15 protein-coding genes, 3 tRNA genes and 1 pseudogene are annotated in these 14781 nt (G+C 29.3%); 8 read left to right on the top strand and 11 right to left on the bottom strand.

Annotated elements, in window-relative coordinates:
• The 8 genes and pseudogenes from OB7_RS02905 to flhA form a co-directional block, all read right to left on the bottom strand.
• Positions 1-682: pseudogene (locus tag OB7_RS02905) on the bottom strand (sigma-70 family RNA polymerase sigma factor).
• Positions 679-1161, bottom strand: coding sequence for a chemoreceptor glutamine deamidase/glutamate methylesterase CheD (cheD, locus tag OB7_RS02900; RefSeq protein ID WP_004102648.1), 483 nt, complete (start codon positions 1159-1161; stop codon positions 679-681). The pseudogene OB7_RS02905 and the gene cheD overlap by 4 nt, the downstream one beginning before the upstream one ends.
• On the bottom strand, positions 1161-1778 hold the full coding sequence (gene cheC, locus OB7_RS02895; protein ID WP_114702496.1) for a CheY-P phosphatase CheC: 618 nt from the start codon (positions 1776-1778) through the stop codon (positions 1161-1163). Before cheC ends, cheD begins: the two co-directional genes overlap by 1 nt.
• An 11-nt stretch (positions 1779-1789) precedes the next feature.
• Entirely contained in the window at positions 1790-2455 is a 666-nt protein-coding gene (locus tag OB7_RS02890; protein WP_114702495.1) for a flagellar brake protein, read from the bottom strand.
• Between the two features lie 14 nt (positions 2456-2469).
• Entirely contained in the window at positions 2470-3003 is a 534-nt protein-coding gene (locus OB7_RS02885; protein ID WP_004102654.1) for a PilZ domain-containing protein, read from the bottom strand.
• The gene (locus OB7_RS02880; RefSeq protein ID WP_004102656.1) at positions 3000-3833 is read right to left on the bottom strand and encodes a P-loop NTPase; all 834 of its coding nucleotides are present in this window, start codon (positions 3831-3833) and stop codon (positions 3000-3002) included. The genes OB7_RS02885 and OB7_RS02880 overlap by 4 nt, the downstream gene beginning before the upstream one ends.
• The gene (gene flhF, locus OB7_RS02875; protein WP_012580390.1) at positions 3805-4941 is read right to left on the bottom strand and encodes a flagellar biosynthesis GTPase FlhF; all 1137 of its coding nucleotides are present in this window, start codon (positions 4939-4941) and stop codon (positions 3805-3807) included. The genes OB7_RS02880 and flhF overlap by 29 nt, the downstream gene beginning before the upstream one ends.
• Positions 4938-6989 carry a flagellar biosynthesis protein FlhA gene (gene flhA, locus OB7_RS02870; protein ID WP_004102657.1) on the bottom strand — a complete coding sequence of 684 codons (2052 nt, stop codon included), beginning with the start codon at positions 6987-6989 and terminating at the stop codon, positions 4938-4940. The genes flhF and flhA overlap by 4 nt, the downstream gene beginning before the upstream one ends.
• Before the next feature lie 213 nt (positions 6990-7202).
• Here flhA and OB7_RS02865 point away from each other — a divergent pair.
• From OB7_RS02865 to OB7_RS02855, 3 genes are all read left to right on the top strand, one after another.
• Positions 7203-7278 (top strand) — tRNA-Glu (locus OB7_RS02865).
• An 8-nt stretch (positions 7279-7286) separates the two neighbouring features.
• Positions 7287-7361 (top strand) — tRNA-Val (locus tag OB7_RS02860).
• 15 nt (positions 7362-7376) lie between these two features.
• A tRNA-Phe gene (locus OB7_RS02855) sits at positions 7377-7452 on the top strand.
• 124 nt (positions 7453-7576) lie between these two features.
• On the opposite strand, the gene OB7_RS02850 is transcribed toward OB7_RS02855, so the two are convergent.
• The 3 genes from OB7_RS02850 to OB7_RS02840 all read right to left on the bottom strand — a co-directional run bounded on the left by OB7_RS02850 (position 7577) and on the right by OB7_RS02840 (position 10412).
• Entirely contained in the window at positions 7577-8266 is a 690-nt protein-coding gene (locus tag OB7_RS02850) for a DNA alkylation repair protein (RefSeq protein WP_114702494.1), read from the bottom strand.
• Positions 8267-8597: 331 nt separating this feature from the next.
• Positions 8598-8729: a hypothetical protein gene (locus tag OB7_RS10150; RefSeq protein ID WP_258167427.1), complete on the bottom strand. Its 132-nt coding sequence runs from the start codon at positions 8727-8729 to the stop codon at positions 8598-8600.
• A gap of 495 nt (positions 8730-9224) precedes the next feature.
• Complete coding sequence (locus OB7_RS02840) at positions 9225-10412, bottom strand: hypothetical protein (protein WP_114702493.1); 1188 nt, start codon at positions 10410-10412, stop codon at positions 9225-9227.
• Between the two features lie 69 nt (positions 10413-10481).
• Between OB7_RS02840 and OB7_RS02835 the strand changes: the two genes are divergently transcribed.
• Genes OB7_RS02835 through OB7_RS02815 form a run of 5 tightly spaced genes read left to right on the top strand, consistent with a single transcriptional unit; the run spans position 10482 to position 14774 of the window.
• Entirely contained in the window at positions 10482-11711 is a 1230-nt protein-coding gene (locus tag OB7_RS02835; RefSeq protein ID WP_114702492.1) for a hypothetical protein, read from the top strand.
• 2 nt (positions 11712-11713) lie between these two features.
• A complete protein-coding gene (locus tag OB7_RS02830) occupies positions 11714-12697 on the top strand; it encodes an AI-2E family transporter (protein ID WP_114702491.1) in 984 nt (327 codons plus the stop codon).
• Positions 12672-13427 (top strand): nucleoside triphosphate pyrophosphohydrolase, encoded by a 756-nt coding sequence (gene mazG / locus OB7_RS02825; RefSeq protein ID WP_114702490.1) that lies wholly within the window; start codon positions 12672-12674, stop codon positions 13425-13427. The genes OB7_RS02830 and mazG overlap by 26 nt, the downstream gene beginning before the upstream one ends.
• Entirely contained in the window at positions 13424-14140 is a 717-nt protein-coding gene (gene rlmB / locus OB7_RS02820; protein WP_114702489.1) for a 23S rRNA (guanosine(2251)-2'-O)-methyltransferase RlmB, read from the top strand. Before mazG ends, rlmB begins: the two co-directional genes overlap by 4 nt.
• A complete protein-coding gene (locus OB7_RS02815; RefSeq protein ID WP_114702488.1) occupies positions 14121-14774 on the top strand; it encodes a response regulator transcription factor in 654 nt (217 codons plus the stop codon). Before rlmB ends, OB7_RS02815 begins: the two co-directional genes overlap by 20 nt.
• Positions 14775-14781 lie beyond the last annotated feature (7 nt).

Raw genomic sequence — 14781 nt, 5'->3', positions numbered from 1 at the left:
TTATTCCCCCCCTAAATATTTCTTTAACTTTGCTAATGTCTTGGAAAGTAATTGAGACACTCTTGATTCTGTGACATTTAAAACTTTTCCGATTTCCTTTAGTGAAAGTTCATGCTCAAATCTAAGGCTTAGTAGTAACTGCTCCTTATCGTCTAATTTTTTTATCGCCTCAATAAGTTGTTCTTTTAATAATTCGTTGATTGCATATGAATAAGGATTTTCGTCTGAAGCAATTTTATCAATTAACTCGGAATCATCAGAAATGTAGCTATCTAACATTAGAAGTTGTTTTCTAGTTAATTCATTGTAGGCACGTTTAACATTTTCAATAGGCAGATTAGTAATTTTTGCTATTTTTTCAAAATCTATATCGTTAGTGTCAGATTCCATATTTACAATTGCGTCTTCAACTAATTTTATATCATGTCTTAAATTTTTTGGCATCCAATCGATTTTCCTAAGATAGTCGTACATTGCTCCCTTTACGCGTGTTAGAAGGTAAGACCTTAATTTTGCTCCTTTTTTAGGGTCAAATTTTTCTATAGCTTGTATAAAAGCAACCAAACCTTCCTGTATCAAATCATCAACTTCCACATTGTGTGGAAGATTTCTTTTCAAATCGTATGCAATTTTTTTTTATATATGGTAGATATTCACTTACTAATGCTTCTTTATTTATCAAATTTCAATTACCTCCACGTTTTCACCAGTTTTAACCTTTCTTACCATTAATTTTCCAGTTTCAATATCATATTCAATGCTTCTCGCACGATTTCCTCCAGTGTCTTCTGAAACAATTCTAATTCCAAATTTTGAAAGCCATTTTTTGACAGATTCCACATTTCGTTTACCCACATCCATTGCTGATTTTTCGAACATAGAAGCACCACCAGCAATTTTAGCCTCAAATGTAGTTGCACCTAATTTTTTGAGTTCTTCAACAACTATTTTAATCCCAGTATCTGCATATTTTCCAGGTTTATTAATTTCTTTTCCATCACTGTCAGGAAGCATAACATGTACCATTGCACCTATCAATTTATTTTTGTCTCTTATACATACACCCACACATGATCCAAGGCCTAACGTTACAAGAATCGTATTTTTATCACCAATGGCATAATCGCCTATACCAATTATTTTCTTTGACTTGATTGGCATTAATTCCACATCCCCAATTTTTTAAGTATTTTTTCTAGTGATTCCTCATTTGGAAGTAAAAGCAGATATCCTGTTAATTCTTTTTCTATACCTTCAATTTTTATTGAGGTTTCAATTAAAAGAATGTAATCTTCAGTTGTTGATACAGATAAGGATACCTCAGCTAAAACTGCACTTATCATATCAACGGCAAGTTCAGGTGGATCTGGGTTTATAAAGAAACCTGTAAATCCTGAAAGTGCTGTAACATATGAACCACACATTATATTTCCAATTTCTTTAAGCATTGAAGCAGAAAACTCATCAAGGCTAGTAATATCTTCTAAAGTACTTCCAGTTAATATTTTATTTATTTCTTTGACGGTATTAGAGTTCAAGATTAAAAGTATTTCACCTTCAACATCTTCTCTCATTTTCATTTTTATTGCACAAACTATTTCTTCTGGATTTTCAAAGATAAAAGGAATTTGGGAAATGGGTACAACCTTTGTTGAAGGGACAGATATATCTACTTTTTTCCCAATCATAGTTGAAAGTGCTGTTGCAGCATTTCCAGAGCCAATATTTCCTACTTCCTTTAAAAAATCAAGCTGAGAATCATTTAATTTTTCAAGCATTATAATCCCTCCTATTTTTTTGCCTTAATTTCTTTTTGAAAGACAAACCTTACCATTTTATTTTCTAGTTGCCGTGGGACTTCTAAAAACTGGGCTCCATATTGATATCCTTCTTCTGTTTTTTGATCTACTCTTACAATTTTTGTTTTTTGATTTTCTATTTGTAAATCGTCATCGAGATTCAGAGTTACATATATTATATCTCCTTCTTTTAATATAGTTTTAGTCACAAATTTAATTCCACCAGCGCTAAAATCTTTTGTTAAAAATTGTATAGCTTCTGAATTTTCATCCAATGATTTTTTTAAAATTCCATATACATATAATGGGATTCTTTTGAATTTTCTTCTTTCTGTTTTTTTAACTTCATCAGGTGCTAGCACAGGAAGCATGTAAAGATTATCTCTTTTTATAACACCCAGGGAAACGGTTGTGAATGAGAACATGGAACTTTTATCAAATATTTTGACATTCATTCTTACGCCTTTTGGTATAGGGATCATCCTGCCTTTGTATGTAGGTATAGACAAGTAAATTATTTTTTTTGAAAGCTCCATATCAGCAATGGATGTTTTATAAGTACCTTCTAATTCTTTTACCATTGTAATTTCAACAACTCCAGGAAGGCCAATTTTTAATGCCTTTTCAGCAGGAATATTTGTTACATATGATGCCATTGGCTGCACCCTTTCTAAATATTTAGTATGTTATTCCATAAATTTAAAGATTCATTGGAAACTTTACATCCAATTCTATATATTTCTTCTTCATAGATTCTCCACATAGGAATAATATTAATTTTTTTATCATCTATTGCTATTTCATAACTTGATTTTAATTCCATTTCTTTCTCTGAAAAAATTTGCATTCCAGATTTTGAGACATCGATTATAAGTATTTTATTATTAGAGAAAGTAGCTCTTTTAAAGTATGGATATCTTTTTTCTTTGCGCCTTTGAATTATTCCAACTTTTTCATGAGTTTTTAAAAAATGTCTCTTTTCTTTAATATCAAATACCTCACCAACGAAAAGTAGTAGAGCTTCTTTTACTGGAATATTTAATTGCAATGTTTTTCCAATGTTAAACTGTTCGTTGCTTTCTATTTCAACAACTCCAGTTTTTTGTATATTAATTAGTCTTACTTGATAATCATTTTTATTATGATCCTTTGCTAATAAATATATACCACTTAAGTTTTTATTTATAAATTCAATAATAGTCATTCATGTTCACTCCTAAAAAATGAGAGAATTTTGTCTAATATGTTTTCTTTGTATGAAATATCTTTTTTTGTTAAAATAGATGCAATTCTGTATAAGGCAAAAGTTGGTTGTATTTTAGGGTGATCGATGACAAAAGGTTTTCTATTAAAAACACTTTTTTCTACAAGATTATGTCTTTTGATAATTGTTAGTGAGCCCATTTTTTCTCCCGTAAACTTTTCTAAGACCGATGAAAAACGTTTTAGATTTTCAAGAGATTCGTTATAATTTTCAACGTTATTTCCAACTAAGTGTATGTTAGAAGATGGGACACCTTTGTGTATTAAAATTTTAACAAAAGTATATGAGTTAACAAGAGAAGTAGGATGTGTAGTGGTGATTGTAATAGTGTGTGTAGCACTATTAAAAAACGGAGCATAGTTGTTATTATAGCCAGGAGGAAGATCTATGAGTGTAAAATCATAATCTTTTGCAATTTGTACAAATTTTATGTAAAAGTTTTTAATATTTTCTGGATTAAAGTTAAAAATTGACTCAATATCGCTTCCTACACTTACAAGGTCTACACCATATTCAGTTGAACAGATTACATCTTCCCTTTCGCATTTATTTAGTAATAGATCATTTATAGAATATTGTGGGTGAACATTTAAAAGAACATCAGAATTTGTAAAACCAACGTCTAAATCAAATATTAGTACCTTATATCCTAACTGTTTTAAAACAATAGCTAGGTTTACTGTAATTAATGTTTTTCCAACTCCGCCTTTTCCACTACCAATTAAAACAACATTTTCAAGGTTAATCAAATTGCTTGCTTGATTTAACATAATTTAGCACCTCTCTGGACAAGATTATAGAGAGTTCTTTGTTGTTTGCTTCCATAATATCATCAGGAACCCTTTGGCCGTTTGTAACAAAGATTATAGGACTATTTATATAATGACCTATATTTAAGAAATGTCCTAAAGAAGATGTTTCGTCCATTTTTGTTAAGATTACATGTGTTGGAGAAACTGATGAAAATTTTTTGGTAATTAACTCTACGTCATTACTTCTATACTGCATTCCTACAACTAAAAAAATAAAGTCTGGGTTTATAATTTCTGACATTGCTTTAATTTCATTCATTTGTAGATCATTTTTTTGGCTTCTTCCTGCTGTATCTATAAAAACAAGGTCAAAATCAGCCATTGCTTCAAGTTCAATTTTTGCTTCTTTTGGAGTATATGCTACTCTCATTGGAATATCCATCAGTGTTGCATAAGTTTTTAATTGTTCAGTTGCGGCAATTCTGTATGTGTCTAGAGTAAGTATTCCAACCTTTTTGTGGTTATTAATTGACATTTTTGCAGCAAGCTTTGCAAGTGTTGTAGTTTTTCCAACACCCGTTGGACCAACAAACATTACCTTTCCAGTTAAATCTGGAACTTCAGTTTTTATAAATGGCAAAAAAACTTCGGATAGTACAAACCTACTATTTTCGTCATTGAAGTCTATACTCCCATATTTTATTTTTATGTATTCGATAATTTTTTCAATAATTTCGAAATTAACATCATGAAATGATAAAGATTTTCTTAAATCTTTGCTCCATTCAGGCTCATTATCAGACTTTTGACTAGAGACCATTGTTTTTAGTTCATACATCATTTTTTTTATTTCGGATAATTCAGAACTAGAAGTTGTAGTTTTAGAATTTTTTGATAATAGTTCTTGTAACTGATATATTTGTTTGTTTTCATTTTGTTTTTGTTTTTCAACTTCTTTTTCTTCAACAGCAGCAGTAACTTCTAAGAAGGTTTTAGCCCCTATACCTAAAAAACCACCTTTTTTAATTTTTCTTGTTCCCAATATTACTGCATCTTTCCCAAGTTCAATTTTAATTTTCTCGAGTGCTTCTTTTATATCTTTTACAACATATTTTTTAACTATCATAATCTAACCACTCCTTCGATTTGCATGGAAACATTTTCTGGGATTTCATCATATGATATTACATAAACTCCAGGAATAAATTTTAAAAGTAAATCTGATATAAGTGGTCTTAATGAGGATGAACAAATTAAAACAGGATTATATCCTTTTTTCATAATATTTTCTAGAGAGTTAGAAATTGACTCAATTAATTCTCTCATAATTTCTGGGTTTAGGTCAAGATATCTTTCAGTATCATTTTCTCTTACAAGATTTACCAAATTTTTTTCAAGTTCGTTATCAATAGCCACTGCATGTAAAATTCCATCTGGTGATATTAAAGGAGTAATAATTTGTCTTTTCATGGCCTTTCTTACTTTTTCTGTCAAATAAATTACATCTTTTGTTTGTTCACCATATTCTAATAGAGTTTCAAATATTAAAGAAAGATTTCTAATAGGAATACCTTCTTTTAGTAATCTCTGAAGAACTTTTTTTACATCAGATGGTTTTAATACATTAAACAGATCATCTACAAGTTTTTCAAATTTACTTCTTAAGCCTTCAACAAGTAGTTCAAATTCTCTGGTACCTAGTAGTTCATGAGCATTTCTTTTTAATACTTCTGTTAAATGTGTTGCAAAAACTGTTGGAGGATCAACAACGGTATACCCTAATCTACTAGCTTCTTCTTTTTTACTTTCATCAATCCAAAATGCTTGGAGCCCAAAAGCTGGCTCTTTTGTTTCGATTCCTGGTATTTTTTCAGTAACAGTTCCTGGATTGATTGCAAGTAATCTATTAGGCATGAGTTCGTATTTTGCAACTTGTGCTCCTCTGATAAATATAGCATATTCATTTGATTTTAGTAAGACACTGTCACGTACCCTTATTGGTGATATTACTAATCCTAATTCATATGCAATTTGTTTTCTTACCATTGTTACCCTTTCTAATAAATCTCCACCTTGAGATGTATCAGCAAGAGGTATAAGACCATATCCAATTTCAACTTCAACAGTATCAGTTTGCAAAATTTCTGATACTTCCTGTGGAGTAGTTAAAATAGGACCGCTTGGTGTTTGAGCTGTGGGAATTTCAGCACTACCACCAATGCTTTCAAGTTGTGGTTCTGTGGTGCTTTTAATTAAGAAACCTGTTATCATGAATAATGTTCCTAAAATTGCAGCAGAAAAAGGAATAGGAGTAAAGATCCCAAGGAATATAAGGATAAATCCTGTTAGGATTATTACCTTTTTTTCGCCGCTTAATTCTCTTACTAATTCGTTTCCAAGATTATCTTCTGAAGCTGCCCTCGATACTAATATACCAGTTGCGGTAGAAACCATTAATGCCGGGATTTGAGTTACAAGGCCATCACCTACAGTAAATAAAGTAAATGTTTGAGCAGCTTCAGATACAGTCATTTTGTGGGTCAATATTCCTATAATTAATCCACCAATTATATTTACAAGAACTATTATTATACTAGCTATTGCATCACCTCTAACAAATTTTGAAGCACCGTCCATTGCTCCATAGAAATCGGCTTCTCTCCTTATTTCTTCACGCCTTTTTCTTGCTTCATCTTCTGTAATTAAACCTGCATTTAAATCTGCATCAACACTCATTTGTTTTCCAGGCATTGCATCAAGCGTAAACCTTGCTGCAACTTCTGCAATTCTTTCTGAACCTCTGGTAATTACTATAAATTGAATTATAACAAGTATTAAAAATACTACAAGACCAACAACATAATTACCACCAACGACAAAGTCACCAAAAGCTCTGATAACTTTACCAGAAAATTTTGGGCCTTGAAGTAATATTAATCTTGTAGAAGCTACATTTAATCCAAGTCTGAATAATGTTATGACTAACAATATTGTAGGGAATGAAGAAAGTTCGAGTGCTTTTCTAATATACATTGTTGAAAAAAGGATTATTAGTGAAAGTGAAAGATTTAAAAGTTGAAAAAAGTCTAATAAAAAACCTGGGATAGGTAGAATCATTAATAAAACAATAGCAGCAATCATTATTGCTACAATTATATCAGTACCTTTTGCCATTTAATCACCTCTGAAAAAATATGTCATATTTATTTTACCATAAATTCTATAAATATGATAAAGAGATATTTTTTATATTAACAACATATTTTTTTACTTGTCAGAGAAAAGTTACAAAAATTCTGCTTGACAATAGGAGTGTTTTTTGATATGATAATTATCGGTTGCTCACGAAATTGAAAAGAAAATAAGCAGGAAGTTTTGGATTAATAAGCCCCCATCGTCTAGCGGTCTAGGACACTGGCCTTTCAAGCCAGAGGCACGGGTTCGAATCCCGTTGGGGGCGCCAGAATATAAGGGTGCGTAGCTCAGAGGGAGAGCGCCTGCCTTACAAGCAGGAGGTCGTAGGTTCAAGTCCTGCCGCACCCACCATAAGTTCTTAAAGGTGGCGAGGTAGCTCAGTTGGTAGAGCAGTGGACTGAAAATCCACGTGTCGACGGTTCGATTCCGTCCCTCGCCACCAGATTTTTTTAGTAAATCCAACGGTTTCCGGTTCGATTAAAAATTAAGTATTCAAGCAAAAAAATGCCCCGATAAAGGGGCTTTTATTTTGTTTGTCTATAAGGATATTTTTTGAAATACAAAATTCACCATATTCCTTTAAGAATTTTTTGTCTTTCTTCTTCAGGAAATTTTTCAATTGCGTATCTTAGCATTGTTCTTGGCATTTTTTTATAGTATTTTTTTAAAAATTCTTCTTCAACTTTTTTATCTCTCTTTCCGATTTCTCGTAACATCCATCCAACAGCTTTGTGGATTAAGTCATGTTTATGATTTAATAGCAATTCGCTTATTTTTAAAGCATCTTTAAAATCGTTTTTTTTGATAAAATAAAATGTTGTTATAATTGCAACTCTTTGTTTCCATAAATTATCTGATTTTGCAAGCTCATATAGTATACTTTTATCTTTATTTTCTAAGTAAGGTCCTAATAAATATGGAGCAGAAGAATCAACTAAGTCCCAATTATTTACTCTATCTAAATTTCTTAAATATATATTTATCACTTCTTCTTTTTTATTTTTATAATTAAGGATTAAAATAAATAATGCAGTTAATCTGTGTTCATGAAATTTTGATTGCAAAAGCTTTTCTACATCTTCTAAAGGTAAATTTTTATATTTTTTTGCTATTTTTCTTTGTATAGGTACGGTTAAACCTAAAAATTCATCACCTTCACCATACCCACCAGGAAAAGCTTTTAAGAATTTATAACTAGCTTTGGCCTTCTTTTCGTTAGAATTATTTTCCAATTCTTTAATAATTTTTTCTAACATAATTTTCACATCCTAAATTTTTCTCCCATTTCATTTATTTTATTTTAACATATTTAAGAATTAAAATAGGTTTTGAGGGTAAATTTCAATAATTTAGTTTTCTTTTTGTTTGGACGAACTAAAATAAAATATACCCTAGCCAATGTAAAAATTTTTTGTCAATCAATCTAATCATTTTAGGATGAGTAGAAAGTGTGTCTGTTAACATCGTTAACTGCTGCCCTTGTAACATATATGTAATCTGCGCCTTTAGCTTCCTTTCATTCATTCCTCTCATCTTTATACTCTGCTTCAGCCTTTCTATATACCATTCTATTTCCCATCTTTTGCTTTATATCAACCTATTTATTTCTCTTTCCATAAATTCTTTCCCTTTTCTTCCACTAGGTCTTACATATAACTTCATCTTTTCTTTCATTTTTTCAATAAACTCCCATTGCCAGTATCCTCTATCTGCTAACAATATTGAACCTTCTATATCTTCTAACATAATTTCTGCATGTTCTATTTATTATTTCCTATCTCAAAATCTAATAACACTTTTGCTTCATATAATAGATGAAGTCTCTTTTTCTTTCTTCTAATTTCACTATTGAGATAAATATTTTTCAGGTGCTTCGCCTCCTTGTTAGAGATTATTTTTGGTGCAAAATATTTTTAGCAGGTGTAGCCCTTATTTTATATTCTAATTTAACTTATTTTTACATTGGTCAGGGGCTATTAAGTAAAAAATAAATTTTTTTAAGTTGCTAAAAACTGTGTAAAAAGATTTAAAGGAACATATTTGCCTGGAAAAATATTTTATAAAAATATTTAGTGTAATAACTTTATCATATTTAGAACTTAATTGACAACTGATTTACGAAATTTATATTTTGGAGATATAAATTAAAAAAGCCCCATTCTAGCAGATTTAGGAATGGGGCTAATTAATTGAGCTTTATTATTAAATTTTAATTTAAAAGCTACTTACGCTACTTATAAATATACTCTTAAACCACTCATCACTTTCCCATTTATATTGAATTCCTGCAACAAAATTATTTCCAATTAATGGGTAAGAAAGTCTTAAAATTGCTTCTGTATTTTCATCTAATAATTTTCCACCTTCAAATGGTGAATCATCAAAATATGTTCCGTCAATGATAAGTCCAGAGAAGTTACCTAACTCTGGAAGAATAACTTTTATATTTCCTTCCGCAACTGGAGTACTGTTTTCTAGTAATCCATAAACATAAAATTCTCCAGTTATGTAAGGTTCAAAATCAATATCTGCACCTGCAAAATATCCTAAAACACTGTCTGTTGATGACATACTTGGTAAATTACTATCAAACTTAAGCGATGAATATTTTTTATTAAACAAAAATGGGATATAACCATCCATTGTGTAATATATTCCTCCCATTGGATTTATTAATCCCAAATCTGCAAATACTCCAGCAAAGAGTCCTTTTGAAATTTTTTGAAAACTTTCATCTGATTGAGCAGCTACTTCTCCACCCATTTTAATTGAATTTAAAATAGGAATGTAAGCAGCAATTCCTCCACCGTATTTTACTGGTGTTGAAGAATCTTCAGTATAACTTACAGTTGCATCAACATCTGCAATCAGGTAAGATTCAATTTTTAATAGAGAACTTAAGTTATAACCTAAACTTGCAATATATATACTATCTGATCTTGAAAATTCAAATGGAATGTATTTTGATATTTCATATGGCAAATGTGTATATAATGAAAGATCAGAAAATTTCAATGTTATGTCAAATGCTCTGGTGTTAGGATTAACATACTTTCTTACATTGAAACCCATAGCCAAAGTAACAGGTTTTACTTTCCCGTACCTAAATTCAAATAAATCAGTATTTAATGCAAAGGTATTTATGACAAATGCATTCAAAATGTTTGTACTTGGCGTGGAGCTAGGAATACCATAATACATTTCTCCATAAACAACATCAGTAGAGTAACTGGTAAAACCTATTCCGATAGTGACTGGTCCAATTGAAAATTCTGGTGAAAGTTCATAAACAAAAAACTTTTCATTGTTCCTTTCAATAGTTCCAATGTTAATATATGTTTGTGAAATGGCAATCAACGATAAAACTAAAACAAATATAACTAATAATTTTTTGATTTTCATAAATTCACCTCCCATAATAATTATACCATACTTTTTATGATATAATTTTTATGTTCTAGGGGGGATTAAATGTTTGATTTTAAAGAAATGATAGCTTCTGAATTATTTAAATCTTTAATAAAAGTTTTTACTAAGCTTGAAGATTATGAAATAACTATTGAAAATAATAAATTAGTTATTTCATCTTCAAATATTCCTGTAAATATTTTAAATTCCAAAAGTAGAGTAAGTATTCTTGACAGCAACGGAGAAAAAATTGATATTAATAAATCCCCTGCTGTTATTGAGTCAGGCAAAATTATTTTTAATGATTTAGATGAAAAATTTCTTGAAAAGCTTAAATATTTTATTAAAGATCTTTCAAATGAAAAAGTTATTGAATCTAACTTTGAAGGTGAAGTAATAGAAAAAAATGATAAATCAAAAATTTATGTAAAAGGAATTTTAGTTGCAGAGGAAGATAACTTGCTTTATAGTTATAATATAAAAAATCCAACAAAAAATATGATAAAGAAACTAGAGAATCTTGACTTGCCATTTAAAAAAACTGCGTTTGTATACAAGCTAAAAAATATACTTTTACTTTGTGAAAATACTGAAATTGCTATGAAACTTGCAAACGAAATTATTAATTCTGAAAATATACATGATGAAATCAGATGGAAAGATGTTCAAATTCATGCTTTAAAATTATTAAATGCTCTAAATAACTACCTATTTATTACTAAAAAAGAAATAATTCATTATAATCATTTGCTAGAAAATGCAAGAAATTCTGGGTATAAAATTATAGAAATTCCCGAAGAAATAAAAGAAGAACTTTTAAATGAAAGAGATATTCTTGGAAATAGGATCAATACTATACAAAATTATTTTGAAAAATATTCTAAAAATTTTGTTTTTGAAATAATAGATGAAAAAAAGCTTTTTGAAAAAGAAAAAGAAAATTTTCAAAGCTTAAAGAAATTTCTTTCTACAATAGATAAAGATATAAATGTTTTAATATCAACTAACATGCTGGAAAGGATTGATTCAAAAAGTTTTTATTATATTAAAGATAATGTTATCTATTTAAAGAGAGATGTATTAAACAGCTTTGATTTTACATTAAAAGTAGTGATAGAAGCTATCAGTAAAATTCTGTATCCATCCTATTCTACTAAAGATGCTATACTAAATTTATTTGTAAAACATTTGGTGGAAACACCATTAAAAGAAACACATGTTTCAAAAGTTGAGTCTAAAAATTCTTTTTTTAGCAGTTTTATAAATAAACTAAGGAAAAAAAGCGGTGATTAAAAATGAATGATAAATTTTTAATTTTAATATACTTTATTTTGTTTTTGATATTAATAAAGTTTTCTCCGTTTGTATTTGGTGCAGTTATCATAGGATTTTATTTTTCTATAGTTATAGATGTTCCTGCAAAATTATTATCAAAGAAGTTAAATAAAAATCTTTCTAAAGTGATTTCATATACTTTGATGTTATCTTTAATTTTTTATTCGTTTATAACATTTATACCAGTTATATTGGAAGAAGGAAAGAAGATATTTTCTGAACTTTCAAAAATTTCTATAAATGGGAATCCACAACTTCCTTCCTGGATACTCGACTTTTTGAATAATTCTAATAAACAAATTTCAAATTTTGCATTAAATGTATTGAACCAATTATTTTCTTACACTCCATCTATCATAACAATGGGAATACTTATAATAGTTACAACACTTGCTGTTTCTAATTTAAAAGCATATTTGAAAAAAAATTTAAAAAGTTTTTTTGTGTATGATCCAGAGAAAGGATATAACTTTTTTAGGAGTTTCTACAAAGATTTTGAAAGGTTTGTAAGTGGTCAAGTATTGGTTGCTTTATTTGTAGGGATATCTGTAGGATTTCTTTGTTTTGTTTTTGGAATAAAAGGTGCACTTTTTTTGGGTATTTTATCGTTTATAACTGATTTTATACCATTTCTTGGTGTAATAATTGTTTCGATACCGATGTTAATGTTAGGTTGGACATCAAAGGGATTTACAGGTATAATTTTAGGAATTATAATATTGGTAATTGTAAATCAGCTTGAAAGTTGGTTTTTTGCACCAAAAATTCAAAGTAGCAATTTAAAGATTCATTGGTTTGTACTAATAATTAGCCTTTTAATATTCAATGACTTTTTCGGATTTATAGGAATATTAATTGCTATACCAACTATTTTATTCATAAAGAAATTCTGGAAATATTATATATTAGGAGGTAGTTATGGCAACAACAGGGGAAAAGTTTGAGAAATTAATTAATATAATGAAACAATTAAGAGGTCCTAATGGATGTGATTGGGATAAAAAACAGACTCATGATTCATTGATACCTTATCTAATTGAAGAAGCTTATGAGTTAATTGAAGAAATAAAAAATAAAAATTACAATAATCTCAAGGAGGAACTTGGAGATATATTACTTCAGGTTATCTTTCATGCACAGATTGCAAATGAAGAAGGAAAATTTTCGATTGATGATGTTATCGATACAATATCAGACAAGTTGATAAGGAGACATCCGCATGTCTTTGGTAATGAGCAAGATTTTTCTTACATAAGGTGGGAAAAAATAAAAGCTCAAGAGAAGGGAGAAAACGATTTTTCAAGAATAGGTAAAGTAAATTATTCATTGCCCGCCTTATCACTTTCCAGGAGAATTCAAGAAAATGCTGCCAATGTAGGATTTGACTGGGATAATATTGAAGATGTTTATTCAAAAGTTTATGAAGAAATAGATGAATTGAAAAATGCAAAAAGTGATGAAGAAGCTGAGGATGAGTTGGGTGATCTACTCTTTGCAATTGTGAATTTATCTAGATTTTTAAAGATTGATCCTGAAGTTGCTTTGAGAAAAGCCACCGAAAAATTTGTAAAAAGATTTAAAAAAATGGAAAAATTGATCGAAAAAGATGGTAAAAAATTTGAAGATCTTTCACTTGATGAACTAAACAAGTACTGGGAGGAGTCAAAAAAATGAAAGTGTATGGAAGAAATATTCTAAAAGAAATTCTTGAAACAAATACTAAAGTTAGAATGATCTACTTTTCAGATACTAACTCTGCAGAATTAACTGAGCTAATTGATGAAGTGAAAAAAAGAAAATTACCTTTTACAATTGCAAATAAAAAGGTTCTGCAAAGGTTAAGTAATACGGAAAAGCATCAAGGTGTTGTTGTTGATATTGGAGAATTTGAATATAAAGATGAAAGTATTATTGAAAGTTTAGAAAAACCATTTTTAGTAATTTTGGACCAATTACAAGATCCTCATAATTTTGGGGCAATAATAAGGACAGCTGTTGCAAGTGGTGCAGATGCAATAATAATACCTAAGAACAATTCTGTTCAAGTTACTCCAACTGTGGTTAAAGTTTCAGTAGGAACAATTTTTAAAATAAATATAATAAAAACGATCAATATTGCACGTTTTATAAAAAATATCAAAGAAATGGGAATATGGGTATACGGTGCAGATACTAATGGAAAAGTTTATTATAAAACAGATTTAAGGAAACCAATAGCTATTGTTTTAGGAAATGAAGGCGCTGGAATTAGACCAAACGTAAAAGAAAAATGCGATGCTTTAATAACAATTCCTATGAAAAATAGTGTAGAATCACTGAATGTTTCAGTTAGTGCTGGTATATTACTTTATGAGGTGATGAGACAAAATGAAAATTTTAGTAGTTGAAGATGATGATAAGCTAAGAAGGTTACTTGAACTTGAATTCAAACATGAAAAATGTACAGTAAAAACTTGTGAATATGGTGAAGATGCTATAATTGAATATCAAGAGTTTAAACCTGATGTTGTTGTATTAGACATTATGCTTCCCGATATAGATGGAACTGAAGTAGCAAAAAGAATAAGAAAATTAGATCCATCAGCTGGGATTATAATGTTAACTGCATTGTCAGAAAAAAAGAATAAACTTGAAGGATTTGAGAGTGGCGCAGATGATTATGTAGTAAAACCTTTTGACTTTGAAGAATTATTTGCAAGAGTAAAAGCTATTGCAAGAAGAAAAAATATAACTTTGAATGATGAAATTAAAATTAAGGATCTAATAATAAATATCTCAAAGAGGGAGGCTAAATTTAAGGGTAAGCCTATCAATCTTTCAAAAACGGAATTCGATCTGTTGGCTTACCTAGTAAAAAATGCTGGAAGGGTAGTATCAAAAGAGGAAATATTAGATGCAGTATGGGGGATTTCCTATGAAGGTTCTGAAAACACTGTTGAGGTATATATAAACTATTTAAGAAAAAAATTATCCTCAGACATAATTAAAACGGTCAGGGGAATTGGCTATACTATATCATAATCATTAT

Origin of the sequence: Thermosipho africanus Ob7, assembly GCF_003351105.1 — a bacterium.
GTDB lineage: Bacteria > Thermotogota > Thermotogae > Thermotogales > Fervidobacteriaceae > Thermosipho > Thermosipho africanus.
The sequence above is the reverse complement of the archived record's forward strand: the minus strand, read 5'-3'. Positions and strand labels throughout refer to the sequence as shown.

Bases quoted from the DNA above. Each gene is read 5' to 3' on its own strand.
- cheD (WP_004102648.1), bottom strand. From the start codon at position 1,161: ATGCCAATCAAGTCAAAGAAAATAATTGGTATAGGCGATTATGCCATT.
- cheC (WP_114702496.1), bottom strand. From the start codon at position 1,778: ATGCTTGAAAAATTAAATGATTCTCAGCTTGATTTTTTAAAGGAAGTA.
- OB7_RS02890 (WP_114702495.1), bottom strand. From the start codon at position 2,455: ATGGCATCATATGTAACAAATATTCCTGCTGAAAAGGCATTAAAAATT.
- OB7_RS02885 (WP_004102654.1), bottom strand. From the start codon at position 3,003: ATGACTATTATTGAATTTATAAATAAAAACTTAAGTGGTATATATTTA.
- OB7_RS02880 (WP_004102656.1), bottom strand. From the start codon at position 3,833: ATGTTAAATCAAGCAAGCAATTTGATTAACCTTGAAAATGTTGTTTTA.
- flhF (WP_012580390.1), bottom strand. From the start codon at position 4,941: ATGATAGTTAAAAAATATGTTGTAAAAGATATAAAAGAAGCACTCGAG.
- flhA (WP_004102657.1), bottom strand. From the start codon at position 6,989: ATGGCAAAAGGTACTGATATAATTGTAGCAATAATGATTGCTGCTATT.
- OB7_RS02850 (WP_114702494.1), bottom strand. From the start codon at position 8,266: ATGTTAGAAAAAATTATTAAAGAATTGGAAAATAATTCTAACGAAAAG.
- OB7_RS02840 (WP_114702493.1), bottom strand. From the start codon at position 10,412: ATGAAAATCAAAAAATTATTAGTTATATTTGTTTTAGTTTTATCGTTG.
- OB7_RS02835 (WP_114702492.1), top strand. From the start codon at position 10,482: ATGTTTGATTTTAAAGAAATGATAGCTTCTGAATTATTTAAATCTTTA.
- OB7_RS02830 (WP_114702491.1), top strand. From the start codon at position 11,714: ATGAATGATAAATTTTTAATTTTAATATACTTTATTTTGTTTTTGATA.
- mazG (WP_114702490.1), top strand. From the start codon at position 12,672: ATGGCAACAACAGGGGAAAAGTTTGAGAAATTAATTAATATAATGAAA.
- rlmB (WP_114702489.1), top strand. From the start codon at position 13,424: ATGAAAGTGTATGGAAGAAATATTCTAAAAGAAATTCTTGAAACAAAT.
- OB7_RS02815 (WP_114702488.1), top strand. From the start codon at position 14,121: ATGAAAATTTTAGTAGTTGAAGATGATGATAAGCTAAGAAGGTTACTT.